Source organism: Novosphingobium kunmingense, from assembly GCF_002813245.1.
In the GTDB taxonomy this organism is placed as follows: Bacteria; Pseudomonadota; Alphaproteobacteria; order Sphingomonadales; family Sphingomonadaceae; genus Novosphingobium; species Novosphingobium kunmingense.
In genome coordinates, this window is the sequence record NZ_PHUF01000002.1 from 125,933 (window position 1) to 151,207 (window position 25,275).

Here is a 25,275-nt window from a genome sequence, read left to right on the forward strand (position 1 = left end):
TTGTTAGGCAGCCTCCAAAGCCCTAATCGGCGGCTGCTATGACCTCGACGAACGACATCCGCCGCTCCTTCCTCGACTATTTCGGCCAGACCGGGCACGAGATCGTGCAATCGGCCCCGCTGGTGCCGTACAACGATCCCACGCTGATGTTCGTCAACGCCGGGATGGTGCCGTTCAAGAACGTCTTCACCGGGCTCGAGGCGAGCGCCTTTCCCCGCGCCACCAGCAGCCAGAAGTGTGTGCGTGCCGGCGGCAAGCACAACGATCTCGACAACGTCGGCTACACCGCGCGGCACCACACCTTCTTCGAGATGCTGGGCAACTTCAGCTTCGGCGACTACTTCAAGGAACAGGCGATCCTGCACGCCTGGACCCTGCTGACCCGCGACTGGGGCCTGCCCAAGGACAAGTTGCTGGTCACCGTCTATCACACCGACGACGAGGCTTTCGGCCTGTGGCAGAAGGTCGCCGGCCTGCCCGAAAGCCGCATCATCCGCATCCCTACCAAGGACAACTTCTGGGCGATGGGCGACGATGGCCCATGCGGGCCGTGCAGCGAGATCTTCTACGATCACGGCGACCATATCTGGGGCGGCCCTCCCGGTTCTGCCGAGGAAGACGGCGACCGCTTCATCGAGATCTGGAATCTCGTCTTCATGCAGTTCGAGCAAACCGCCGGCGAGATCACCGGCGAACTGCCCAAACCCAGCATCGACACGGGCATGGGGCTGGAGCGCATCGCCGCGGTGATGCAGGGCGTCCACGACAACTACGATACCGACACGTTCAAGGCACTCATTGCCGCCTCGGAAAGCCTGACCGGCGTCAAGGCCGAGGGCGACCACCAGGCCAGCCACCGCGTGATTGCCGATCACCTGCGTTCGACCAGTTTCCTCTTGGCCGATGGCGTGCTGCCGTCGAACGAAGGGCGCGGTTACGTGCTGCGCCGGATCATGCGACGCGCGATGCGCCACGCGCATCTGCTGGGCGCCAGGGATCCGCTGATGCACCGCCTGGTCCCGGCACTGATCACCGAGATGGGACAGGCCTATCCCGAACTCGGCCGCGCCCAGCCGCTGATCGAGGAGACCCTGCAGCGCGAGGAGGTACAGTTCCGCCGCACGCTAGCCAACGGCCTCAAGCTTCTCGACGAAGCGACGGCGGGGCTTGGCGAGGGCGGCGAGCTGCCCGGCGAGACGGCGTTCAAGCTCTACGACACTTACGGCTTCCCCTATGACCTCACCGAGGACGCGCTGCGTTCGCGCGGGATCGGGATCGACCGTCAGAGTTACGATGCCGCCATGGCCCAGCAGAAGGCTGCCGCGCGCGCCGCGTGGAAGGGTAGCGGCCAGGCAGCCGACGGCGAGGTGTGGTTCGACATCGCCGAGCGCGTCGGCGCGACCGAGTTCACCGGTTACGCCGCCACCACCGGCGAGGCGCAGGTCGTCGCCCTGGTCAAGGACGGCAAGGAAGTGGACAGCGCGGCCACAGGCGACGCGGTCAGCGTCATCGTCAACCAGACGCCGTTCTATGGCGAAAGCGGCGGCCAGATGGGCGATGCCGGAACGATCACCGGCGCGAACGGCCTGAAGCTGGCAGTCAGCGACACCGCCAAGCCGCTCGGCCGCCTCCACGCGCACGACGCGATTGTAGAGGCCGGTTCGATCAGGGTCGGCGACATGGTCAAGCTCGATATCGACGCCGAGCGGCGCGATGCGATCCGCGCCAACCATTCGGCCACGCACCTGCTGCACGCAGCGCTGCGCGGGCGGCTGGGCGAACACGTGACGCAGAAGGGCAGCCTCGTCGCGCCCGATCGGCTGCGCTTCGACTTTTCGCACCCTACCGCCTTGTCTGCTGACGATATCGCTGCGATCGAGGCCGAGGTGAACGCCGAGATCCGCGCCAACGAGCCGGTCTCAACCCGCCTGATGAGCCCGGACGATGCCATCGCCGCCGGCGCAATGGCGCTGTTCGGCGAGAAGTACGGCGATGAAGTGCGCGTGCTGTCGATGGGCCGCGCAAGCGACCGGCACTATTCGGTCGAGTTGTGCGGCGGCACCCACGTTACGGCGCTGGGCGATATCGGTGTTTTCCGCGTGGTCAGCGAAAGCGCGGTCAGCTCGGGCGTGCGCCGGATCGAGGCGCTGACCGGCGAAGGCGCGCGCCAGTGGCTGGTCGGGCGCGAGGACGCTCTGAAGAATGCGGCAAGCCTGCTCAAGACGACGCCCGACGAAGTCGAGGCGCGGGTCGCGGCTCTGCTCGACGAACGGCGCAAGCTTGAGCGCGAGCTGGCCGAAGCCAGGAAAGCTCTGGCTCTTGGCGGCAGCGGCGCGAAGGCCGAGACGGCCGATGAAGACGTCGGCGGGGTGAAGTTCTCGGGCCAGGTGCTTGACGGGCTCGACCCCAAGGACCTGCGCGGCCTGCTCGACCAGGCCAAGCAGCGGCTGGGTTCGGGGGTTGCCGCGATCGTCGCCGTAAACGAAGGCAAGGCCAGCATCGCGGCAGCCGTCACTGATGATCTGACCGGCACGGTCAGCGCGGTGGACCTGGTGCGCGCCGGCGTCGAGGCGCTGGGCGGCAAGGGCGGCGGCGGCCGGCCCGACATGGCCCAAGGCGGCGGGCCCGACGGCGCCAAGGCCGCCGAGGCCATAGCTGCGGTCAAGGCGGCGCTCGCCGCCTGACCGGGGCTGCTCTGTCAGACGCGGTGACCGCGTCCGGCTTCGCGACGCTCGACTTCGCTGCCGCGCGGAACGTTGCGCATCGACGCGTTATCACGCTGTATCCGCTTGATCCGACCCTGACTCTCGTCGGCCTGCTGGGCGAGCGGGTGCCGCGTGTCCGGCTGATGGGGAGGGATATCGTGCATGGATCGTCTCCTTATGGGAGAAATAACCCGCAGACCGGCCACTCCGTTCCGGCAGCTTGCCCCGTCCGGCGGTCGCCCCGCCCTATGACGTTGGCACCATGACGAGATTCGCCAGCAGATGCTCGAGGTGGGCGCGGCCAAGGCGGCTCCACACGTTGTAGTCGCAGCCTTGTCCGCCGACGCGGACATAGGCGATCGAATTGAGGCCGTTTCCGTCGGGATTGGCGCGCGGATAATCCTCGGCACCTTCCACGCCGTAGCCGGCGTAACTGGGCTTGGGCAGTTGCGTGATTTCGCGAAAATAGGGCCATTGCGCCGCAAGCCGAGCGCGCTGCTTCTGCACGCTATTCGCATCCTGCGGGATGAAACCGGTTCCGGCGAAGCCATAGGCGCTGCGCAAGGCAGGCTGGTCGAAGGCCACGCCCCAGCCGCCGCTGAAATTGGCGCGCCGCGCCTTGCCGCCCGCGCCGGCGTCACTCTTCAGCGCCAGCGGGGCGCAGGTTTCGGGTTTTTCGGACTTGCGCCATCCGGAAAGGGCGATCCGCCGCGCCGCGGGATCGACGGCCGTCACCGGTGGCGGCGGATCGCCGACATGATCGGGGGGCGGCGACGCGGAGGGCGATGTGGACGGGGCAAGGGTGCCGGTCGCGGTTCCGTCGAAGTCGTTCGGGCCGCTGGTTGGAGCTGCCGGCGAGGATTCGGTAGCGGGGGCAGCAGGCTGTTCGGTCTCGCTGGGCGATGAACAGGCGGAGAGGGCGGCCAGACCGGCCGCCGGCAGAATTCGATTGATCATGAACGTCTAGACGTTCGGCTCGGGCTCCGGGTTCCCGTCGCCCGTCGGGCCGCGCCCGCGCAGCGACCGGCTGCGCAGCGAGGGCGGCGCGGTCAATTGCCCTTCTTCGCGGATGAGCTGGCGGTGCTCGTCGCGCTTTTCGTGGATGCTGGCAATGACCGGGCCCATCGGGACGCCAATGTCGACCAGGACCGCCTCGGACAATTGCAGGCTGCTTTCCAGGGTCTGGGGCACGGCCGTCGACGCGCCGGCGCGGTAGAGGCTGGCGGCGTGGCGGGCATCGCGGGCGCGCGCGAGGATCGGCAGTTCGGGAAACCGCGCGCGCAGTTTCTTGACGAGGCGCTGGGCGAGAACCGGCTCGTCCATGGTCAGCACGACCGCCGATGCGTTTTCCACTCCCAGCTTGTCGAGCATCGGTTCGCGCGTCGCGTCGCCGAAGACGACCGGCAATCCGTCGGCCTGGGCGCGAATGACCGCGTCGTTGTCGAGATCGATCGCCACCCACTTGCGCCCGTGCGCGTCGAGCATCTCGCCGATCAGGCGCCCGACGCGGTCGAATCCGATCACGATCGCGCGGGGTTCCTCGGGCGTCGCCCCGACTTCGAGCGGGGCACCGCGATCGACGCGGCGGGCGAGGCGTCGGCCCAGCCAGGCAAGGATCGGCGTGATGGTCAGGCCGAGCGCGGTGATCATCTGCCAGAACTGCGCATCCTCGCGCGAGATGAGGTGTGCGCTCACCGCGGCGCCAAGCACGATCAGCGTCGTTTCCGACGGGCTCGACATCAGGATGCCCGCTTCGGCCGAAGTGCCACGCCGTGCGCCCATCATGCGCAGCAGGACGCCGGTGACGATCGCCTTGGTCAGAAGGATCGCGGCGGTGCCGGCGATGATCGGCCAGGGATCGTCGAACAGCGCGTTGAGGTCGAGGCCCATGCCAACGGTGATCAGGAAGACACCGAGGGCCAGGCCCTCGAACGGCTTGGTGATCGTCTCGACTTCCTCGTTGTATTCGGTTTCGGCGATCAGCAACCCGGCGATCAGCGCACCGACGATCGGGCCAAGCCCGGCCGCGCCGGTGGCGCTCGACGCGACGATGATGACCAGCAGGCTCGCGGCAAGGAAGAGCTCCGGGCTTTTCGTGCGGGCGGCCTGGGCGAACAGGCGCGGGAACAGCAGGCGGCCGGCCACCAGCAGCACCGCAACGACGATGGCCCCGCGGATCAGGACCGACATGAGCTCGGCGGTAGACTGCGCCTCGCTCCCCTGGCCCATGGCGCCAAGGAGGAAGATGATCGGGATGAGGGCGATGTCCTCGAACAGCAGCATGGCCAGCGCGGCGCGGCCCACGGGTCGGTTGGGATCGACGATGCGCAGCACCAGCGCAGTTGAAGACAGCGCCAGCGCCAGGCCCAGCGCCAGCGCGGTGGTGGGCGGATTGCCAAGCAGGAGCAGACCGCTGCCGATCAGCGCGGCGCATCCGATCAGTTCGAGCGCGCCGAGCCCGAAGACCTGCTTGCGCATGTCCCACAGGCGTCCGAACGACAATTCCAGTCCCACCGTGAACAGCAGCATGATGATGCCGAACTCGGCAAAGGGTTCGAGCCGCGCCGTGTCCGATATGGTCATGTAGCCGAGCCAGGGGAACTGGCCGACATAGGTGCCGAGGCCGAACGGCCCGACGAGCATCCCGACCAGGATGAAGCCGATCACCGGGGTGATGCGGAAGCGCGCGAACAACGGAATGACGATCCCCGCCGCGCCGAGGATGACCAGCGCGTCGGACAGCAGAGAATGAGCTTCGATCGTTTCGGAGGCGGCCATGACCGTGACCTATGGCATGGCGGGCGCGCTTGTCACGGCCCCGCATACGAAAACGGCGGCCCGGAAGCCCGGACCGCCGCGATTACGTTCGTTGGAAAGGACCGGACTTACTTCCAGTTGCCCATTTCCTTTTCGAGATTCTGGACGATCGCTTCGAAAAACCCTTCGGAGGTCAGCCATGGCTGGTCCGGGCCGATCAGGATCGCGAGGTCCTTGGTCATCTGGCCGCCCTCGACCGTGTCGATGCAGACCTTTTCCAGCGTTTCGGCAAAGCGGGTCACGTCCGGCGTTTCGTCGAACTTGCCGCGATAGATCAAGCCGCGGGTCCAGGCGAAGATGCTGGCGATCGGGTTGGTGCTGGTCTGCTTGCCCTGCTGGTGCTGGCGGTAATGGCGCGTGACGGTGCCGTGGGCGGCTTCCGCTTCGACCGTCTTGCCATCGGGCGTCATCAGCACCGAGGTCATCAGGCCGAGCGAGCCGAAGCCCTGCGCCACCTGATCCGACTGCACGTCGCCGTCGTAGTTCTTGCAGGCCCAGATGAACTTGCCCGACCACTTCAGCGCCGAGGCGACCATGTCGTCGATCAGGCGGTGTTCGTAGACGATGCCCAGCTTGTCGAACTGCTGCTTGAAGCCTTCGCTTTCGAAGACTTCGGCGAACAGGTCCTTGAAGCGGCCGTCATAGGCCTTGAGGATCGTGTTCTTGGTCGACAGATAGACCGGCCATTCGCGGCCGATGCCGTAGTTGAAGCTGGCACGGGCGAAATCGCGGATCGAATCGTCGAGGTTGTACATGGCCAGCGCCACGCCGGGCGAGGGGAACTGGAACACTTCCTCGTCGATGGTCTGGCCGTTGTCGCCGTCCCACACCAGGCGCAGCTTGCCGGGGCCGGGGACCAGGAAATCGGTCGCCTTGTACTGGTCGCCGAAGGCGTGGCGGCCGACCACGATCGGATCGGTCCAGCCCGGGATCAGGCGCGGCACGTTCTGCATCACGATCGGTTCGCGGAAGACCACGCCGCCAAGGATGTTGCGGATCGTGCCGTTGGGGCTCTTCCACATCTTCTTGAGGCCGAATTCCTCGACGCGGGCTTCGTCCGGGGTGATCGTCGCGCACTTCACGCCGACGCCGTATTCGCGGATCGCGTTGGCCGAATCGACGGTGATCTTGTCGTTGGTCTCGTCGCGCTTCTCGACCCCCAGATCGTAGTACTTCAGGTCGATGTCGAGATAGGGCAGGATCAGGCGTTCGCGAATCCACTGCCAGATGATGCGGGTCATTTCGTCGCCGTCGATCTCGACGACAGGATTCTTCACCTTGATCTTGGCCATTGCGCAGGTCTTTCCCGGGGAGTTTTCAACGAAAATGCGTCGTCCCCTTAGCAGAGGGGCGCGCGGGTGCAAGGTCGGCGCTCGCAACTTCCCGCTGGACAGCGCCGCCGTCTGCGGCTTACCAATTTAACCGCACAATTAAACGTGAACGGAGGATGCCATGAGCGATGAACCCCAGGTCCTGACGGAGGTGCGCGGCGGCGTCATCATCGTCACAATCAACCGCCCCGAAGCCAAGAACGCCATGACCAAGCAGGCTGCGGAAGGAATCTCTGCGGCGATGGACCGGCTGGAAGCCGAAGGCGACCTGCGCGTCGCGGTGCTGACCGGGGCCGGCGGCACCTTCTGCTCGGGCATGGACCTCAAGGGCTTCCTGCGCGGCGAATCGCCCTCCATTCCGGAACGCGGGTTCGGCGGGCTGTCGCAGTGGACCCCCAAGAAGCCGATCATCGCCGCGGTCGATGGCTATGCCCTTGCGGGCGGCATGGAACTGGCGATGGCCTGCGACCTCATCGTTGCCAGCTCCGCCTCGAAATTCGGCATTCCCGAGGCCAAGCGGGGCCTGGTCGCCGCGGCCGGCGGCGTGGTCAAGCTGCCGCGCCAGATCCCGCCGCGGATCGCGATGGAACTGGCCCTGACCGGCGACTTCATCACCGCCCAGCGCGCCTATGAACTGGGCTTCATCAACCGGGTCGTCGAGGGTCCGTCGCTTGATGCGGCGATCGAACTGGCGGAAAAGATCGCGGAGAACGGTCCGCTTGCGCTCGTCGCTTCCAAGGCGATCATCCGCAACTCGCACACCTGGAACGACCAGGAGATGTGGTCGAAGCAGAGCGAGCTGATGGGGCCGGTGTTCGGTTCGAACGATGCGCGCGAAGGCGCGGCCGCCTTTGCCGAAAAGCGCAAGCCGAACTGGACCGGCACCTGAGCGCCGAAAACTTGCTCGAAAAACGAAAAGGCCCCGGAAATCCGGGGCCTTTTTAGCGAATGGTGGGCGTAGCAAGGATTGAACTTGCGACCCCTACGATGTCAACATAGTGCTCTACCACTGAGCTATACGCCCGCACCATTCAAGGTCTGCCCGAGGCCGTCGCCCCGGACAGGGGAGCGCCACTAGCGAACCGGTTCCGGCTTGGCAAGAGTTAGATCGTCGCGTGGGCCTGATGGCTGAAAATGCGTTCCACCTCCATCACCAGATCGCGCAGATGGAAGGGCTTCGACAGCACCTTGGCCTGCGGCGCTTCGCGGCTGGCCTTCAGCGTCACTGCGGCGAAACCGGTAATGAACATGACCTTGGTCTTGGGGCTGATCTCGGCGCAGCGCTGGGCCAGTTCGATGCCGTCCATTTCGGGCATCACGATGTCTGACAGCAAAAGGTCGAAGCTGCCGTTTTCCAGCAGCGGCAGAGCCGCCGTGCCGCGATCCACCGCCACTACGTCGTAGCCGGCGTTCTGCAACGCGCGCGCCAGGTAGGTGCGCATCGCTTCTTCGTCTTCGGCAAGCAGTATGCGGATCATTGCGACTGGTTTCCACCACAGGTTGCTGGGCGTCACTTTATAGGCCGTGACGCGCACAATGCTATATATCGTACCGGTTAACAATCTCGTCTGCTTTTCGGACTGACTTGCTTTGACACAGGCCGCGATAGCGGTCAGCTTGGCAGGCATGGCGGCCCCGAAACAGGTTGATGGCGAATCGGATCCGGACGGGGGCGGCATCATCCCCGGTGCCCCTGGCGAACCAGCCTTCACATTGCAGTCCGCACAACCCTCGGTCTTGCCGATCCTGATCGCCGTGCCACACGCGGGGCGGACCTATCCGGACAGCCTGACCGGCCGGATGCGGCATCCCCGCGCGGCCGCGCTGCGCCTCGAGGACCGCTATGCCGATCTGCTCGGCCAGGCGGTGGCCAGGGCAACCGGTGCCGCACTGCTGATCGCGCGCGCGCCCCGCGCGATGATCGACCTCAACCGCGCGACCGACGATATTGACAATTCCATGTTCGCATCCTGGCGCGGCGGGCAGGGCGAGGCGGCGACCGGTCCGCGCTCGCGCAGCGGGCTGGGTCTGATCCCGCGCCGTATCCCCGGCCTCGGCGAAATCTGGAAACACCGGCACGAGGACCACGAACTCGAAGCACGCGTGGCCGGGATCCATGCGCCCTATCACGCCTGTCTGGAGCGCGAACTGGCCGACCTGCGGCGCCGTTGGGGCGCCGCCTTGCTGATCGACCTGCATTCGATGCCCCCGCTGGGCCTGCGTGGCCCCCATCCACCGAGCGAATTCGTGATCGGCGACCGCTTCGGGGCCTCGTGCCACGGAACACTTATCGCGGCGGCCTTCGGCTATTTCGCCCAGGCGCGTCGCCTTGCCGGGCACAATCGTCCCTATGCCGGAGGCTATGTTCTCGAACGGCACGCGGCAGTCGACGACAACGTCCATGCCCTGCAGCTCGAGATCGATCGCAGCAGCTACCTTGACCGCGCGCTGGTCGAGCCGGGGGAAGGGATGGCGGACATGGTCGACCTGCTGTGCGGCCTGGTCAGCACGCTGGCGGCCCAGGTTGCCGAACTGGGCCGCTCGGGCCAGGGCGGACGCTGGGCAATCGCCGCGGAATAGGCGTTCTCAAAAGCCCAATAAAAAACCACCTCGTGCAAGCGCACGAGGTGGCCAAGGTTCAGGGAGGAGGTGCACAAAGTGCACCAGATACCTTGCCGGGCCATGAGGGAAGCGCCGACAAGACATTTCGAAAGATAGGGCTGAACCGATTTGCTGGCAAGCCCTATGCCAATGCATACGAATGACTCCGCGGAAATCCGCGGCCCTTGCAAGGGTCGCGGGATTTCCCGCGAGCGTCGAATCAGGCTGCGGGTACCGGGACGGGGACGGGGCCCTTGCCCTGCTGGACCTGGCGGCTGAACACCTCGCTCATCAGCTCGAGGCTGAAGAGGTGCGCGAAGATGAGGGCGAGCATGCCGTTCTGGTTCCACTGGCGCAGGACGTCGCCGCGCACTTCGCGCAGCTTTTCCTGATCGACCATCTTGAAGCCGCGATAGACGAACGGCTGGTCGTTCCCGGCCTGCTGGATCGCAACTTCACCGTCCATCAGCAGGTTGTGCTTGACCAGTTCCTCGACGAACGACTGGGTGCGGAAGCCCGCTTCCTCGAAGTTGCGGCAGAAATCGAGCGTCGCCTTGCAGGCATCGCTGGGTTCGCCATTTTCGAACAGCGCCGAACCTTCGTCGAACTCGCCGACAAGGTCGGTGGTCGGATCGAAGCACAGCGACAGTTCCTCGGTGTCGGGGGTCAGCTTGGCCAGCATGAACGGATAACGGCGCGCATAGGCCGGGACATAGACCGGATCGGTCGCCTTGCCTTCAGCGTCGATGAAGGTGTTGACCCCTTCGTTGAGGCCCATCAGCGCGAGGGGAACAGGCGGTTCGCCAACCGAGAAGACGATCGGGTAGTTGCGCGAGGCGTGAACGAATTCCTCGGCCGTCAGGGGTATGGCGTGCTGATCGATCAGCCACTTGGCCTTGTCGGTGGTGCGGCTCTTCCAGGTGGCGTGGTCGCGGCTGTTGAGCGGCATCAGGTCCTTGTAGAACAGCGGCAGGTTGGTGGCTTGCGGCGCGCTGGCCATCGAAATCTCTCCAAACTAAGTCGAATCCCGGCCGGTCCGGCAGGTTCTGGGCGAATGGGGGCCTTTAAGCCTTGGCGCTTTCGCGCGCAAGCGTGACCAGTTTTCCGGGGTTGAGCAGTTCGTCCGGATCGAGCGCGGCCTTGATCGCCCGCATCAGGTCGAGCGCGACCGGATCGTGCAGCCGGGCAAGCTCGCCGCGTTTCGACTGGCCGATGCCGTGTTCGGCCGAGATCGAGCCGCCCCAGGCGGTGACCAGATCATGCACCCGGCGGTTGATCGCCGCGCCCTGGCTTGCTTCCCACGTCGCGCGGTCGGTGCCCGGGGGCGCGGCGACGTGGAAGTGGATGTTGCCATCGCCCAGATGACCGAAGCCCAACGCGCGCACACCCGGGAAAGCGGTCTCTACCTCGGCGCCGGCTTCCTCGATGAAGGCGGGCATGCGTTCGACCGGCACGGAGATGTCGTGCTGCATTGCAGGGCCGCGGGCCCGTTCAGCCATCGAGATCGAATCGCGCAGCGTCCAGAACGCTTCGGCCTGAGCTTCGCTGGAGGCCAGCACGGCGTCTTTGATGAGATCGGCCTCGAAGGCGGCGGCGAGGCATTCCTCGACCCGGCTACGCAGGCTTTCAGCGCTGGCGGCGTCCTCGGCCACCACTTCGATCAGGGCGTGCCAGTCGTGCGCCTCTGCCAGCGGGCTGCGCGCATCCGGGAGGTAATCGAGCACCGATTCTAGGCAATCCTGCGGCAGCACCTCGAACCCTTCAAGCGCGCCGCCGAGCGCCGCCTCGCAATGGAGCAGCAGCGAGCGAGCATGGTGAATCGTGGCGAGACCGACCCAGGCGACTGCCCGGTCCGCCAGCGCCGGCACAAGCCGGAGGGTCGCTGCGGTGACGATGCCGAGCGTGCCTTCCGAACCGATGAACAACTGCTTGAGGTCGAACCCCCGGTTGTCCTTGCGCAGTGGGGTGAGAGCGTCGAACACCCGCCCGTCGGGCAGCACGGCTTCGAGCCCCAGGACCTGCGCGCGCATCACGCCGTGGCGCAGCACCTGCGTTCCTCCCGCGTTGGTCGAGATGAGCCCGCCGACGGTCGCCGAACCCTTGCCGCCCAAGGTCAGCGGAAATCGCAAGCTCTTTTCCGCGGCGGCTTCGTGCAGCGTTTGGAGGACCACGCCCGCTTCGCAGACGGCCTGCCGCGCTTCGGCGTCGATGGAGCGGATCGCGTTCATTCGCCGCGTCGTGAGGAGCAGCGAAGATCCGCTCGCATCGGGGGTGGCGCCGCCCGACATGCCGCTGTTGCCGCCCTGCGGGACGATCGGCACGCCGGCGCGATGGCAGGCCCGCACGACCCGCGCGAGTTCGTCGGTGCTGGCCGGAGCGGCGAGGCCGAGCGCCTTGCCGGTGTAGCGGCCGCGCCAGTCGGTCAGCCACGGCCCCACCGTCTCGGGGTCGGCATGAAAGCCGCGCGTGCCAAGGATGGCCCTCAGTTCGGCCAGAAGGTCTTGGAAGGTATCGGTCATCTCGGTAGCGGCTATGGCACAGCTTGGCGCGGGTTCCAACGCGCCCACGCGGGCGAGCGCACTTGCGCTTGTGCGCGGGAAGGTTAAGCGGTGGTTCAACACTGGGGTCTATCTACGCGGGGGCAATGAACGCGTTTCTCAATCTGGTTGCGCCGCTGGCGCTGATGCTGCCGGCGGCCGTGGCGGTGGACGAAGCGCGCGCCCCGGAGATCGCTGCGGAACCGGAGGTAGACGTTGGCGAGGCCGCGTTCAGCGTGCCTGCTGCACCGATCTCGCGCGCATCGGGCGACAGCTGGCGTGCTCTGACCGATTATTTTCGCCCCTCGCAAGGCCAGCAGGTGCGGATCGAGGAACGCGTGACCATCCGCATCGCACCGCGCCCGGCGCCGATCATGCCGTCGATGTTCGCGCAGGACTTTGCTCCGCAGCAGGGCATCCCGCGCTACGTCGAGAAGAAGATGGGCAAGTGCGTGCCGATGACCGCGATCCTCGGGGTCCAGCCTGGGAATGGCAATCGGCTCATCATGATGCTGAAGGATCGCCGCACCGTAAGTGCCACGCTGTCCAGGGCGTGCCAGGCCCAGGCCTATTATTCGGGCTTTCTGGTAGCAAAGAATGCCGACGGGATGATCTGCCAGGGCCGCGACCAGCTTCTGGCGCGCAACGGCATGAATTGCACGGTCAGCGGTTTTCGCCAGATCGTCGAACTGGGCGACTAGGCCTTTTCCTTGACTTTGCGCGATGCTTGCGCCTAGGGCGCCCCAACTTCGCGCGCATTGTGAACGCCCGCGCGAAGCGGCGGCCTGCCGGGGGGATGGGGCGCGAACAGATAGCTTTTTTCCGGAACACAGCACCAGCTTATGAAATTTGCCGATATCGGCCTGTCAGATGAACTGCTCGCGGCGGTCACCGCCAAGGGATATGACACGCCCACCCCAATCCAGGCCCAGGCCATCCCTTCGGTGCTGATGATGCGAGACCTGATCGCCATCGCCCAGACCGGTACCGGCAAGACCGCCAGCTTCGTGCTGCCGATGATCGATATCCTGGCCCACGGCCGGCGCCGCGCGATGATGCCGCGCAGCCTGATCCTCGAGCCAACCCGTGAACTGGCCGCCCAGGTTGCCGAGAACTTCGAAGCCTACGGCAAGAACCATGACCTCAAGATGGCTCTGCTGATCGGCGGCGTGCAGATGGGCGATCAGGTAAAGGCCCTGAACGAAGGCGTCGACGTGCTGATCGCCACGCCGGGCCGCCTGATGGACCTGTTCGAACGCGGCAAGATCCTGTTGACCGGCTGCGACCTGCTGGTGATCGACGAGGCCGACCGCATGCTCGACATGGGATTCATTCCCGATATCGAGACGATCTGTTCCAAGCTTCCCGCGACGCGCCAGACGCTGCTATTCAGCGCGACCATGCCGCCGCCGATCAAGAAGCTGGCCGACAAGTTCCTGTCGAACCCCAAGTACATCGAAGTGGCGCGGCCCGCCTCGACCAACACCAACATCGTCCAATTCAAGGTGCCGGTCGCCTCATCGCGCGTGAAGCGCGAGGTGCTGCGCCGCCTGTTGACGACCGACAACGTCGCCACCGCGATGATCTTCTGCAATCGCAAGACGACAGTGCGCGAGCTCAACAAGAGCCTGCAAGGCCACGGCTTTGCCAGCGCCGAAATCCACGGCGACATGGACCAGCCGGCGCGGCTGGCCGAGCTTCAGCGGTTCAAGGACGGCGCGGTCAACATTCTGGTCTGCTCGGACGTCGCAGCGCGCGGGTTGGACATCAAGGGCGTCAGCCACGTCTTCAATTTCGACACCCCGTGGCACCCGGACGATTACGTCCACCGCGTCGGCCGGACCGGCCGCGCCGGAGCGACCGGCCGCGCCTTCACCCTGATCGCGCCCGAGGATGCCGAGGCGATCGACAACGTCGAGAAGCTCACCAAGTCGGCCCTGCCGGTGTTCGAGGTTGCGGCAGAAGCGAAGCCTGCGCGTGCCGCGCGCGAAGACCGCGCTCCCCGTGAAGACCGTGCGCCGCGCGAGGAAAAGCCGCGGCGCGAACGTGCTGCCAGGGCGGAAAAGCCCGAACGCGCGCCGCGCGAGGAGCGCAGCCGCGAGGAGCGGACGCCCCGCACCGAACCGCGCCGGGAAAGCCGCCAGCGCCGCGACGAGGCGGCCGAACCGCCGATGCAGCCGGGCGAATGGAACGGCCCGGTGCCCAATTTCCTCAGCTTTTCCGCGCTCTGATTCAGAGGCGCTTCAGGGCGCCGGCTTGACGAAGCTGTCGATGACCCGCTTCGCGCCGGCGGTCTCGAACTCGATCTCAAGCTTGTTGCCTTCCTGCGAAGTCACGGTGCCGTAGCCGAACTTTTCGTGGAACACGCGCGCGCCCAGCGCGATGTCGCCGCGCGGCTTGGCGGCAAAGCTGGCGGCGGATCGGGTCGATTCGGCGATGCGCCGTGGCGCGGGATCGTAGTCGCGCGCGGCCGCGCGCTGCCAGCCGGGGCCGCGGGTGACGATGCGGCTGGGCTGGTTGCGGGCGACGTCGGCAAAGGGATCGCTCGCCTCGGACCATTGCGCCCGCCACAACGAGGCGCCGCCCGACAGCGTCGTTTCCTGATCGACATGCGCGGCCGGCAATTCGGCGATGAAGCGGCTCGGGATCGAGCTTGTCCACTGGCCGTAGATGCGGCGGTTGGCCGCATGGACGATCGTGCAGCGCCGCCGTGCGCGGGTGATCGCGACATAGGCGAGGCGGCGTTCCTCCTCGAGCGCGGACAGGCCGCCTTCGTCGAGCGCGCGCTGGCTTGGAAACACGCCTTCCTCCCAGCCGGGCAGGAATACGTTGTCGAATTCCAGCCCCTTGGCGGCGTGGATGGTCATTATGGTCAGCTTTTCGGCGCTGTCGTTGGCGTCGTTGTCCATGACCAGGCTGACGTGTTCGAGGAAATCGCCAAGCGTTTCGTATTCCTCCATCGCGCGGGCCAATTCGGCGAGGTTCTCCAGCCGTCCGGCGCTTTCCGCGCTTTTCTCGTTCTGAAGTGCGGTGGTGTAGCCGCTTTCCTCCAGCACGGTGCGGGCCAGTTCGGCGGGGCTCAGCGTCTTGGCTGCCTCGCGCCAGCGGCCGACGTCGCGCATCAGCGCATAGAGCGTGTTGCGAGCGCGGGCCGGCAACTCGTCGGTTTCGGTAATCTCGAAGGCGGCGAGGCTTAGCGGAACGGCGCGCGCGCGGGCGTGGCGGTGGATCTTCTCGAGCGTCTTGTCGCCAAGGCCGCGTTTCGGGGTGTTGTAGATCCGCTCGAAGGCTAGATCGTCGCTCGGCTGGGTGATCAGCCGCAGGTAGGCGAGCGCGTCACGGATCTCGGCGCGCTCGTAGAAGCGGAAGCCGCCGACGATCTTGTAGGGCAGGCCGATCGCGATGAAGCGGTCCTCGAACTCGCGGGTCTGGAACTGGGCGCGCACGAGAATCGCAACCTGAGCCAGCGACGCTCCTTCGCGCTCGAGCCGTTCGGCTTCCTCGCCGATGCGGCGGGCTTCTTCGGGGCCGTCCCAGACGCCGATCACGCGAACCTTGTCGCCGCCGTTCCGCTGGGTCCACAGCGTCTTGCCGAGGCGCTCGGAATTGGCGCCGATCAGGCCCGATGCCGCCGCCAGAATGTCCGGGGTGGAGCGGTAATTCTGCTCCAGCCTGATGACCTTTGCGCCGGGAAAATCCTTTTCGAATCGCAGGATATTGGCAACTTCTGCACCACGCCATGAATAGATCGACTGGTCGTCATCGCCGACCACGCAAATATTCTTGTGACCCTGGGCGAGCAGGCGCAGCCACAGGTACTGAACCTGGTTGGTGTCCTGGTATTCGTCGACCATGATGTACTTGAAGCGCTGCTGGTATTGCTCCAGAACCTCGCGGTTGGTTCGCAGCACGTTCAGCATGTGGAGCAGCAAATCACCGAAATCGCAGGCGTTTAGCGCCTTGAGCCGATCCTGGTACAGCCGATAGAATTTCTGGCCCTGGCCGTTGGCGTAGGCCTCGCTTTCTCCGGCATCGAGATCCTGCGGGTTGAGGCCGCGGTTCTTCCAGCGGTCGATGCACTGCGCCAGTTGCCGCGCCGGCCAGCGCTTTTCATCCAGCCCCTCGGCCTGGATGAGCTGCTTGAGCACCCGCAGCTGGTCGTCGGTGTCGATGATGGTGTAGTTCGATTGCAGGCCGACCAGTTCGGCGTGGCGGCGCAGCAGCTTGGCCGCGATCGAGTGGAAGGTGCCAAGCCACGGCATTCCTTCGACCGCCGGGCCGACCAGCTGGCCGACCCGCTCCTTCATTTCGCGCGCCGCCTTGTTGGTAAAGGTGACGCACAGGATCTCGCTCGGCCAGGCGCGGCGGCTGCGCACGATATGGGCCAGCCGCGTGGTCAGGGCCGCGGTTTTGCCGGTGCCGGCGCCGGCCAGCATCAGCACCGGGCCATCCAGCGCCAGCACAGCCTCGCGCTGCGGCGGGTTCAGCCCCTGAAGCAGGGGATCGTCGAGGGACTCATCATCGGGGGACACGGGTGAACAGTTAGGGAACGAAGCGGCGCGGCGCAACCCGCCGCATGGAACCGGGCGGCGATCCACGTGTTGTCCCACCCACGAGCCCCGAAGGAGACAAGATAATGAAGGTATTCCTGACCGGCAGCGCCGCCGCCCTGGCCATGGCGCTGTGTGCCGCCCCGACGATCGCCACTGCCCAGACTTCCGCGGCCACGACCACGACCACGACCACCGTTGTCCTGACGCCGGAGCAGCAGGCGGCCTACGCCGCGTGGAACGCCACCCAGCAGGCGGCCTACAACGCCTGGGCCAGCGATCTGCAGACCTATTACTGGGGGCTGACCCCCGAACAGCGCACCGCCTGGTGGGCGCTGACCGATGCCGACCGCACCAGCCTTTACGCCTGGCCGGCCGATGTTCGCAGCTACTACTGGGGGCTCACGCCCGAGCAGTCGACGGCGTGGTGGGATCTTACCGACGCCCAGCGCACCGGCTTCTATGCCTGGCCACTCGACGCGCGCACCTATTACTGGACCTTGACGCCCGAGCAGCGCACCGGCTGGTGGGCGCTGAACGATGCGCAGCGCACCCGAATCCTGGCGATGGACGCCGAGGCGCGGGCCAAGGCCTGGGCGTCGATCAGCAACCAGATGGCCAACCGCAGCACAGTCGCCGTCGCAGCGACGACCGCCGCCCGCGTCGACAACCGCGCACCGGGCGACGTCGCGGCTGCCGTGGCCGAGGCCAAGACCTATCCGATCTGCAGCAAGACGATCACCGACAGCTGTATCCAGCCGCGCGCGGCCGGGAAGAACTATGGCAACCGTCCGCTCGATTACTGGCCGGGCGCCCCGGCCAGCGAATTGAAGGCACAGGGCAAGGTGGTGGCCAAGGTCAAGCCCAACTGACAAGCAACAGCCCGAAAAGGGTCGCAGGGAAGGGCGTCGGTGGCAGCACCGGCGCCCTTTTCGTTTGACAGCCGGGAACAGCATCGCGACGAGCGGTCGCCATGAATCCGCTTCGCCAGCATCGCCGCGTGCTGACTGCCTCGCTCACTGGCACGGCGGTCGAATTCTATGACTTCTACGTTTTTGCCACCGCAACCGCGCTGGTGTTCGGCGAACTGTTTTTCCCCAAGAGCTCGCCCGAGGTTCAGGGCATTGCCAAGTTCATGGTCTTCGGCCTCGCCTTCATTGCGCGGCCGATCGGGGCGGTTGCCTTCGGCCATTTCGGCGACCGGGTGGGCCGCAAGGCTACGCTGGTCGCCTCGCTGCTGCTGATGGGCGCTTCGACCCTGCTGGTCGCCTTCCTTCCCGGCTATGCCGACGCAGGTTTCTTCGCACCGCTGCTGCTGTGCATCCTGCGCTTCGGGCAGGGGCTGGGCCTCGGCGGCGAATGGGGCGGGGCGGCCCTGCTCGCGACCGAGAACGCGCCGAAGGGCTGGGAAAGCCGCTTCGGTGCGGCGCCGCAGCTTGGCGCGCCGCTGGGGTTCCTCGCCGCGAACGGGCTGTTCCTGCTGCTCGGCCTGTGGCTGAGCGATGCCGATTTCCTCAACTGGGGCTGGCGCGTACCGTTCCTTGCCAGCGCGGTGCTGGTCGGCATCGGGCTGTGGGTGCGGCTCAATATCGGCGAAACCGCACAATTCCGCGAAGCGCTCGACCGCGCTCCGCCGCCGGCAGTGCCGTTGTGGGCCTTGCTGCGCGATCATGGCGGGGCGGTGCTTGCGGGGAGCGCCGGCGTGGTCGCCTGCTTCGCACTGTTCTACCTCTCCACCGCCTTCGCGCTCGACATCGGGACGCGGCAGCTCGGTTATCCGCGCGAGACCTTCCTGTCGCTGCAACTTGCCGCCAACCTGTTCCTGGCGCTGGGAATCGTCATCGCCGCCTGGCTGTCCGATCGGACGAGCGCGGGCCGGATGATCCTGTGGGGTGCGGTCGCAACCATCGGCGTGGGACTGCTGTTCGCGCCGGGGCTGGCGGGAGGTACGCTGGCGATCTTCCTGACTCTGGCCACGGCGCTGTTCGTGATGGGCTTCGTCTATGGTCCGCTTGGCGGCTGGCTGACGACGCTTTACCCGGTGCCGGTGCGGTATTCGGGTGTTTCGGTAGCGTTCAATGCCGGCGGGATCGTCGGCGGGGCGGTGACCCCGCTGGTCGCCAAGGCGATGACCGATGCCGGCCACGGCGACGCGATCGGTTACCTGCTGGTGGCCGCCGGCGCGCTGACCGTGCTGGGCGTCAGCCTGGCGCGCCCGGCGCCCGCAGCAGGGTGAGCCGCGCCTTGCCGACCTTGCGGTCGGCCACGGCCTCCAGCGATTTGAGCTTGGGCTCTTCCTTCTCGCCGGTTTCGAGGCTGATCCAGGTCGCCGGGCCAATCCAGCCGAGCCGCACCAGCTTGTCGAGCGCGACGGCTCCCGCACCGCTGCCATAGGGCGGGTCGAGCAGGATGAGGTCGAGCGGCGCCTTGAGCGGCCCCAGCGCCATGACCGAGGCCGCGCGCACGTCGCAGCGATCGGCGCAGCGCAGCGCCGCGATATTGGCGCGAAGCGCGCGGATCGCGGCGGGATCCTGTTCGGCGAACAGGCATGTCGCCGCGCCGCGCGACAAGGCTTCGAGACCCAGTGCGCCCGAACCGGCGAACAGGTCGGCCACGGCCAGCCCCTCGAACGTGCCGAGCCGGCTTGCCAGCATCGAAAACAGCGTTTCGCGGGTGCGATCCGCGGTAGGCCGGGTGGTCTCGCCCGTCGGTGCCTGCAGCTTGCGACCCCGCCATTCGCCGGCGATGATGCGCAGGCTCACTTGCGCGGTCCGGGCTTGCGTGGACCTGACTTGGGCGAGCCGCGCCTCGCCGACCCGGCGCGGGTCGGCCGATCGACCAGCTTGCCATCGTCGCGCGGCTTGCGCGGCAGCGGGCGCTTGGCGGCCTTGGCCGGAGCGCGCGGAGTGTCCGATGGCGCGGCGCGGCGCGCACGGTGCACGCGGGCGCGCGCCATCGTATCGGCATCGCGCGGCGCTTGTTCGGCCGGCACCGAGCCGGGCACCTTGAGGTTGCGGATGAAGCGTTCGACTTCGACCTGGCGGATTTCGACCGCTGCGCCGCGCGGCAGGTCGAGCAGTTCGAACGGGCCATAGGCAGTGCGGATCAGGCGGCTGACCTCAAGCCCGAGATGCTCGAGCACGCGGCGCACCTCGCGGTTCTTGCCTTCGGTGATCGTCACTTCGATCCACTGGTTGCGGCCGGTGCTGCGTTCGAGATTGGCGTTGATCTTTCCGTAGCGGACACCGTCGATTTCCACGCCCTCGATCAGGTCGTCGAGCTGTGCTTGGGTAATGTCGCCGAAGGTCCGCGCGCGGTAGGTGCGCGGAAGGCCTGTGGCGGGCAGTTCCATCGTCCGCTTGAGGCCGCCGTCGTTGGTAAGCAGCAGCAGCCCCTCGGTGTTGAAATCGAGGCGGCCGATCGGCATCACCCGGCGCGCGTCGGGGGGCAGGGCGTTGCGCAGCGCGGTGTAGATCGTCGGCCGCCCGGCCGGGTCGCGCTCGGCGGTGATCAGCCCCGACGGCTTGTGGAAGATGAAGATGCGTGGCGGCTCGGGCGCCTTGACCGGCTTGCCATCGACGCTCACTCGCTTGAGGTTGGTCAGAAGGGTAGCCGGCGTGGTCACGACATCATCGCCAATCTTCACGCGCCCCTCGGCGATCATTCGTTCCACTTCGCGGCGGCTGGCCACACCCGCGCGGGCAAGCAGCTTGGCGATGCGGTCGCCCGTGCGGGGGCTGTCGTCGGACTTGGTCATCGCGCGCCCTTACGCGAGCGCGGGCGCGGCGTCACCCCTCGGCGGCGGCGATCTGTTCGGCGCAGATCTCGTGGAAGCGGCGGATCCCGCCTTCGAGGGTGCCGATGGTCAGGTCGGCGATCGCCCCGCTTTGCAGGCCCTGCTGGCCAAGCGCCGCGGCGCGGAAGTCCTCGCCCGCGAAGACCCCGCCATCGAGCAGCTTCCACGACCGTTCCCAGTGATCGCGCGCCTTGTCGGTTTGCGGTGCCTCGGGAATAAGCATGAAATCCTCGACCAGGGTGCGATCGTGGGCCTGTGGCCATAGCGCCATGACGTTGATGTAGTCCGGGCTGACGACGATCACGGTCGCCGGGAACAGCTGGTAGGCGAAGGTCCCGATGCGGCGCAGCGCGGCCATGTCGGTCAGGTCGACGCCGCCCAGTTCCTCGGCCCGGCAGACCAGGCTGCGCTGGTGCGGGCCGACCTGGTCGCCGCTGGTCACCCCGTCCTTGAAGAAGGGGCCGATGGTCTGCGCGTGCAGGCGAGCGACGTGGTAGCTTTCGAGGAAGGCGTCCATGATCAGCTTCCAGTTCGCAGCGACATCATGGGTCGCTCGGGCGAACAGGTGATGGTCGCGAAAGGCGAAGGCGTCGAAATCATCGCCCAGTTCGCGCGCCAGGCTGAAGTCGGCTTCGCTTTCAGGGGCATACCAGATCAGGCCGCCTGCCTCGCAGCTGGGCAGTTCGACCAGACCGAAGTCGCCCTTGTCGATCCCGGGAAAGGTCTCGGGGCGGGGCAAAGCGAGCAGCCGCCCGTCGAGGGCATAGGTCCAGGCGTGGTAGGGGCAGGTCAGCCGCTTGCCGCAAGCAACGTCCTGGCCTTCGACCAGACGCGTGCCGCGGTGCCGGCAGACGTTGAGGAAAACGTGCGCCATGCCGTCAGCATCGCGCGTGATCAGCAAGGGCCGGCCAGTGGCGTCATGCGGCACGCTCATCCCCGCATCGGCGATCAGGGCCGAGGGGCACAGCACCTGCGGCAGGCGGCCGAACAGCGCGGCCTTTTCCCGATGCCAGTGCGCCGGATCGGTATAGACTGCGGCGGGCACGGTGGTCATGCCGAGGTTGGTGCGCAGGCACCCGTCGGCGATCTGTTGCGCCAGGTCGAGTTGTGCAGCGGTCGGGGACCGCGGGGCAAGCGTGGATGTCCTCTCCATGGGGCTGTTCATAGACTATTTGTGCGCTAGGTTCGCGCCTTAATTGGTGTCGTTACGGGGTGTGCATGTCGGTCGATCTGATCCGGTTCCTGATTTTTGCCGGTGTGCTGGTGGCAGTTGTGCTGGTCGCGCTGACCAGCAAGACCTTCCGACCTTATATCCGCAAGGCCCCGCTGGTTGCCTTCCTGCTCGGCATTTCGAGCGGATTTCCGCTGACCTTGCTGGTCGCGACGATGACCTTCTGGCTGGCCAAGGTCGGCATCGACACCGCGACGATTGGCTTCGCGGTGGCATTGGGCATCCCCTACACGATCAAGTTCCTCTGGGCTCCGCTGGTCGACAAGCTGCACCTGCCGTTCCTGACTAAGGCGTTCGGTCAGCGGCGCGGTTGGCTGTTCCTGATCCAGGGACTGCTGTTCGTGTCGGTCTGGCAACTGGGGGCCAGCAACCCGCAGCCCGGTCACCTGGGGCTGTTCGCGGTCTGGGCGCTGATCACCGCGTTCCTTTCGGCGACCCAGGACATCGTCATCGACGCTTACCGCATCGAGATCCTCGACGAGGAGGAGTTCGCCCACGGCACGGCGACCAACCAGTTCGGCTATCGCACCGGCAACCTGATCGCCGGCGCGGGAACGATCTATTTCGCTTCGGCGGAAGGGCTGGGGCTGGGCTGGGCGACGGCCTATGGCCTGACCGCCTTCTGCATCGTCCCAGCGATCCTCGGCGCGCTGTGGATCGGCGAAGGTCGCTTTGTCGACCGCTTCGCCCACGTTTCCGGCATGAGCGCGGGCCAGTTCCTGACCGAAGCGGTGATCAACCCGTTCCGCGAGTTCCTGTCGCGCCATGGCGCCTTCCTGATCCTTGCATTCGTGCTGCTCTACAAGGTCGGCGACGCCATGGGCCAGGCCATGCTCAGCCCGATGATCGTCGACCTGGGCTTTGCCGATCTCGACTATATCTCGGCCAACAAGATCTGGGGCTTTGCCGCGCTGATCGTCGGCTCGGCGCTGGGCGCGCCGTTCATCCTGTGGCTCGGCATGGGCCGCGCGCTGCTGATCTCGGGGCTGATGATGATGCTGTCGAACATCATGTTCATGGTGCTGGCGGCAACCGGCAACAGCTACTGGATGCTGGTCGCCGCGATCGGGACCGAGAACCTGACCAGCGGGATCGGCCTGACGGTGTTCACCACCTACCTCTCCGGCCTGTCGTCGATCGCCTACACGGCGACGCAGTTCGCGCTGCTATCATCATTTGCGGGGGTCGGGCGGACCTTCATGGCCGGGCCGGCGGGGATCGTGGCAGACAAGGTCGGCTGGATCGGTTTCTGGGGCTTTACCGTGGTCGCGGCGATCCCGGGAATGCTGTTGCTGTGGCTGTTGTGGAGCAAGGGCTATGTCGTCAAGGGCATCCGCCAGACCGAAGGCGTGAATGAGGCGACGCTGAAGGAGCCGATCGGGGCCGGACGGCTTGCCGGCTTCGCGCTTGTGGTGGTCGGGCTGGTCGGCGTGCTGCTGTCGCAGCCGCTGAAGTGGGAAAATGCGACGACCGCGATCTATGCCGCGGTGCTGGTTCTGGGCGCGGTGCTTGCCTGGCTCGGCAAGCGGCGCGCCATGGTCAGTCCGGAATCTCCGCGTTGAGGCGCAGGACCTCGCCTGCCAGGTAAAGCGAACCGGCGATCAGCACGTCGCCGCCGCGCGGCAAGGCCTTGAGGGCAGAGGACACATCGGCAAAGGCCTGCACCGGCCGATCGGCATGCGCGGCGATCTGTTCGGGGCTGTGCGCGTCGTGCCCCGGAGCTGGTACCACGGATAGGCTCAGCAGCCTGCCGCGCAGCGGCGCGACGATGGCGGAGGGATCCTTAGACGACAGCATGCCGGTGATCAGGTGGAAGGGTGGGGCCTCGGCAAAGTGACGGGCGATGGCAAGGCCGGCGTCGGCGTTGTGCCCGCCGTCGAGCCAGACGTCACGGCCCGGCGCCAATGAGGTGAGTGGTCCGTCGCCCAACAATTGCAGTCGGGCGGGCCAGAGCGCCGCCTGAATCCCCTCAGCCATGGCTTCGGGCGTGACACGAACCCGTGTCTGGTGGCGCAGCATGGCGACGGCCAGCGCTGCGTTGTCGGCCTGGTGCTGTCCGGCCAGCGCCGGCAACGGCAAGTCGAGCGCGCCGTGGCGATCGGCATAGGCGATGCGGGGGCCGATCTCGGCGCTCCAGTCCAGTCCCCGGATCGCGGTCTTCGCGCCGACTTTCATCGCATGATCGATGATCGTGCGAGTTACATCGGGACGGTATTCCTGCGTCACCAGCGGCACGCCGGGCCGGGCGATGCCGGCTTTCTCGAAGGCGATGCGCTGCATGGGATCGGCGGGCACGCCCCCTTCCGGGGCGAGCAGGAAGGCCTCGTGATCGATGCCCAGGCTGGCGATGCCGCAGGCGGCCTGGCCGTCGAGCACATTGGTCGCGTCGAACCGGCCGCCAAGCCCGACCTCGATCACGCAGGCGTCGGCGGACGCGCGGTGAAAGGCCAGGAAGGTTGCTGCCGTGGTCACCTCGAAGAAGCTCGGCGCAAGGTCGAGCCCGGCGTCAAGCACCTCGGCCAGCAGGTCTGCCAGCAGATCATCCGCGATCAGCGTGCCGGCCAGGCGGATGCGCTCGTTATAGCGGACCAGATGCGGCTTGGTTGCGGCGTGGACGCGCAGTCCCTGCGCCTCAAGCATCGCGCGCAAATAGGCGCAGGTGCTGCCCTTGCCGTTGGTCCCGGCGACATGGAACACCGGTGGCAGGTCGCGCTCGGGGTTGCCCAGCCGGTCCAGCAGGGCATGAATCGTTTCCAGCCCGATGCGCCCCTGCGGCAGGCTTAGCGCGCCCAACCGGTCGAGCTGCGCCTGGACGCGCGGATCGTCCGAAATCGCGAAGTCCCTCACGGCGGCTCAGGCCGCCTTGGCCGCGCCCAGATAGTCGAGCACGTTGGCCAGGGTGGCGCGCAGATCCTTGCGGGGCACCACCATGTCGATCATGCCGTGATCGAGCAGGTATTCGGCGCGCTGGAACCCTTCGGGCAGCTTTTCGCGGATCGTGTCCTGAATCACCCGCTGTCCGGCAAAACCGATCAGGCACCCAGGTTCGGCGATCTGCACGTCGCCCAGCATGGCATAGCTCGCCGTGACGCCGCCGGTGGTCGGGTCGGTCAGCACGACGATGTAGGGCAGGCCAGCGCGGTTAAGGCGGCTGATTGCGACCGTCGCCTTGGGCATCTGCATCAGGCTGAGGATGCCTTCCTGCATGCGCGCGCCGCCAGCGGCGGTGCAGATCACGTAGGCGCACTTGTCCTTGATCGCGCGTTCGGCCCCGGCGACGAAGGCAGCGCCCACCGCCATGCCCATCGATCCGCCCATGAAGGCAAAGTCCTGCACCCCCAGCACGCACTTCCGCCCTTCGATCCTGCCGGCCGCGTTGGTCAGCGCATCGGGATGCGGATTGGCGGCGCGGGCAGCCTTGAGGCGGTCGGGATACTTCTTCTGGTCCTTGAACTTCAGCGGGTCTTCCTTGACCTTGGGCGAAGGCAGGACGCTGAAGCCGGGGTCGAGCAGTTGGGCAAAGCGCGCGTCGGCGCCGATGCGTCCGTGATGCTCGCAGCGCGGGCAGACGTTCAGGTTTTCCTCGTACTCCTTGGTGAACAGCATCTCGCTGCACGAGGGGCACTTGATCCACAGGTTGTCGGGGGTATCCCGCTTCTGCGCGAAGGGGATCGATTTGCGAACGCGGTCGAGCCAGGACATGGGCG

General features: G+C 66.6%; 20 protein-coding genes, 1 tRNA gene and 1 pseudogene. 8 read left to right on the forward strand and 14 right to left on the reverse strand.

The window, feature by feature from the left end; translation table 11 throughout:
- The first annotated feature begins 38 nt into the window (after positions 1 to 38).
- A complete protein-coding gene (alaS, locus tag B0I00_RS00575) occupies positions 39 to 2,684 on the forward strand; it encodes an alanine--tRNA ligase (RefSeq protein WP_100865439.1) in 2,646 nt (881 codons plus the stop codon).
- A 14-nt stretch (positions 2,685 to 2,698) separates the two neighbouring features.
- Here the strand turns inward: alaS and B0I00_RS16955 are convergent, their stop codons facing one another.
- The 4 genes from B0I00_RS16955 to B0I00_RS00590 all read right to left on the reverse strand — a co-directional run bounded on the left by B0I00_RS16955 (position 2,699) and on the right by B0I00_RS00590 (position 6,814).
- The gene (locus B0I00_RS16955; RefSeq protein ID WP_157812442.1) at positions 2,699 to 2,869 is read right to left on the reverse strand and encodes a hypothetical protein; all 171 of its coding nucleotides are present in this window, start codon (positions 2,867 to 2,869) and stop codon (positions 2,699 to 2,701) included.
- 82 nt (positions 2,870 to 2,951) lie between these two features.
- Positions 2,952 to 3,662: a hypothetical protein gene (locus B0I00_RS00580; RefSeq protein ID WP_100865440.1), complete on the reverse strand. Its 711-nt coding sequence runs from the start codon at positions 3,660 to 3,662 to the stop codon at positions 2,952 to 2,954.
- A gap of 6 nt (positions 3,663 to 3,668) precedes the next feature.
- A complete protein-coding gene (locus B0I00_RS00585) occupies positions 3,669 to 5,483 on the reverse strand; it encodes a cation:proton antiporter domain-containing protein (protein WP_100865441.1) in 1,815 nt (604 codons plus the stop codon).
- Positions 5,484 to 5,590: 107 nt separating this feature from the next.
- The gene (locus tag B0I00_RS00590; RefSeq protein ID WP_100865442.1) at positions 5,591 to 6,814 is read right to left on the reverse strand and encodes an NADP-dependent isocitrate dehydrogenase; all 1,224 of its coding nucleotides are present in this window, start codon (positions 6,812 to 6,814) and stop codon (positions 5,591 to 5,593) included.
- A 160-nt stretch (positions 6,815 to 6,974) separates the two neighbouring features.
- Between B0I00_RS00590 and B0I00_RS00595 the strand changes: the two genes are divergently transcribed.
- The gene (locus tag B0I00_RS00595) at positions 6,975 to 7,742 is read left to right on the forward strand and encodes a crotonase/enoyl-CoA hydratase family protein (RefSeq protein ID WP_100865443.1); all 768 of its coding nucleotides are present in this window, start codon (positions 6,975 to 6,977) and stop codon (positions 7,740 to 7,742) included.
- A gap of 60 nt (positions 7,743 to 7,802) precedes the next feature.
- Here the strand turns inward: B0I00_RS00595 and B0I00_RS00600 are convergent.
- A tRNA-Val gene (locus B0I00_RS00600) sits at positions 7,803 to 7,877 on the reverse strand.
- A 79-nt stretch (positions 7,878 to 7,956) separates the two neighbouring features.
- Positions 7,957 to 8,331 (reverse strand): cell cycle two-component system response regulator CpdR, encoded by a 375-nt coding sequence (cpdR, locus tag B0I00_RS00605; RefSeq protein ID WP_100866407.1) that lies wholly within the window; start codon positions 8,329 to 8,331, stop codon positions 7,957 to 7,959.
- A 148-nt stretch (positions 8,332 to 8,479) separates the two neighbouring features.
- On the opposite strand from cpdR, the gene B0I00_RS00610 reads away from it, so the two are divergent.
- Positions 8,480 to 9,433, forward strand: coding sequence for an N-formylglutamate amidohydrolase (locus B0I00_RS00610; protein WP_100865444.1), 954 nt, complete (start codon positions 8,480 to 8,482; stop codon positions 9,431 to 9,433).
- 241 nt (positions 9,434 to 9,674) lie between these two features.
- On the opposite strand, the gene B0I00_RS00615 is transcribed toward B0I00_RS00610, so the two are convergent.
- Positions 9,675 to 10,454, reverse strand: coding sequence for a SapC family protein (locus B0I00_RS00615; protein ID WP_100865445.1), 780 nt, complete (start codon positions 10,452 to 10,454; stop codon positions 9,675 to 9,677).
- 64 nt (positions 10,455 to 10,518) lie between these two features.
- Positions 10,519 to 11,973 (reverse strand): FAD-binding oxidoreductase, encoded by a 1,455-nt coding sequence (locus tag B0I00_RS00620; RefSeq protein ID WP_100865446.1) that lies wholly within the window; start codon positions 11,971 to 11,973, stop codon positions 10,519 to 10,521.
- 125 nt (positions 11,974 to 12,098) lie between these two features.
- On the opposite strand from B0I00_RS00620, the gene B0I00_RS00625 reads away from it, so the two are divergent.
- On the forward strand, positions 12,099 to 12,692 hold the full coding sequence (locus B0I00_RS00625; RefSeq protein ID WP_100865447.1) for a hypothetical protein: 594 nt from the start codon (positions 12,099 to 12,101) through the stop codon (positions 12,690 to 12,692).
- Positions 12,693 to 12,833: 141 nt separating this feature from the next.
- Positions 12,834 to 14,222, forward strand: coding sequence for a DEAD/DEAH box helicase (locus B0I00_RS00630; protein WP_100865448.1), 1,389 nt, complete (start codon positions 12,834 to 12,836; stop codon positions 14,220 to 14,222).
- A gap of 12 nt (positions 14,223 to 14,234) precedes the next feature.
- Here the strand turns inward: B0I00_RS00630 and B0I00_RS00635 are convergent, their stop codons facing one another.
- Positions 14,235 to 16,523, reverse strand: coding sequence for an ATP-dependent helicase (locus tag B0I00_RS00635; protein WP_100865449.1), 2,289 nt, complete (start codon positions 16,521 to 16,523; stop codon positions 14,235 to 14,237).
- Positions 16,524 to 16,627: 104 nt separating this feature from the next.
- On the opposite strand from B0I00_RS00635, the gene B0I00_RS00640 reads away from it, so the two are divergent.
- Both B0I00_RS00640 and B0I00_RS00645 read left to right on the forward strand, forming a co-directional pair.
- Positions 16,628 to 17,413: a hypothetical protein gene (locus B0I00_RS00640; RefSeq protein WP_100865450.1), complete on the forward strand. Its 786-nt coding sequence runs from the start codon at positions 16,628 to 16,630 to the stop codon at positions 17,411 to 17,413.
- A gap of 101 nt (positions 17,414 to 17,514) precedes the next feature.
- On the forward strand, positions 17,515 to 18,777 hold the full coding sequence (locus tag B0I00_RS00645) for an MFS transporter (RefSeq protein WP_100865451.1): 1,263 nt from the start codon (positions 17,515 to 17,517) through the stop codon (positions 18,775 to 18,777).
- Here B0I00_RS00645 and rsmD read toward each other — a convergent pair.
- The 3 genes and pseudogenes from rsmD to B0I00_RS00660 all read right to left on the reverse strand — a co-directional run bounded on the left by rsmD (position 18,743) and on the right by B0I00_RS00660 (position 21,490).
- Positions 18,743 to 19,297, reverse strand: a complete 555-nt coding sequence (gene rsmD, locus B0I00_RS00650) for a 16S rRNA (guanine(966)-N(2))-methyltransferase RsmD (RefSeq protein ID WP_100866408.1) — start codon at positions 19,295 to 19,297, stop codon at positions 18,743 to 18,745. The genes B0I00_RS00645 and rsmD overlap by 35 nt on opposite strands.
- A 248-nt stretch (positions 19,298 to 19,545) precedes the next feature.
- Positions 19,546 to 20,298, reverse strand: a pseudogene (locus B0I00_RS17230) (pseudouridine synthase); the annotation flags it as partial.
- Between the two features lie 31 nt (positions 20,299 to 20,329).
- Positions 20,330 to 21,490, reverse strand: a complete 1,161-nt coding sequence (locus B0I00_RS00660; protein WP_100866409.1) for an aromatic ring-hydroxylating oxygenase subunit alpha — start codon at positions 21,488 to 21,490, stop codon at positions 20,330 to 20,332.
- 65 nt (positions 21,491 to 21,555) lie between these two features.
- Here B0I00_RS00660 and B0I00_RS00665 point away from each other — a divergent pair, with 65 nt between their 5' ends.
- Positions 21,556 to 23,130 carry an AmpG family muropeptide MFS transporter gene (locus tag B0I00_RS00665; protein ID WP_198519113.1) on the forward strand — a complete coding sequence of 525 codons (1,575 nt, stop codon included), beginning with the start codon at positions 21,556 to 21,558 and terminating at the stop codon, positions 23,128 to 23,130.
- Here B0I00_RS00665 and B0I00_RS00670 read toward each other — a convergent pair.
- Both B0I00_RS00670 and accD read right to left on the reverse strand, forming a co-directional pair.
- A complete protein-coding gene (locus B0I00_RS00670; RefSeq protein ID WP_100865453.1) occupies positions 23,108 to 24,415 on the reverse strand; it encodes a bifunctional folylpolyglutamate synthase/dihydrofolate synthase in 1,308 nt (435 codons plus the stop codon). The two genes, B0I00_RS00665 and B0I00_RS00670, sit on opposite strands and share 23 nt — an antisense overlap.
- A 6-nt stretch (positions 24,416 to 24,421) precedes the next feature.
- On the reverse strand, positions 24,422 to 25,270 hold the full coding sequence (gene accD / locus B0I00_RS00675) for an acetyl-CoA carboxylase, carboxyltransferase subunit beta (RefSeq protein ID WP_100865454.1): 849 nt from the start codon (positions 25,268 to 25,270) through the stop codon (positions 24,422 to 24,424).
- Between the last annotated feature and the right edge of the window lie 5 nt (positions 25,271 to 25,275).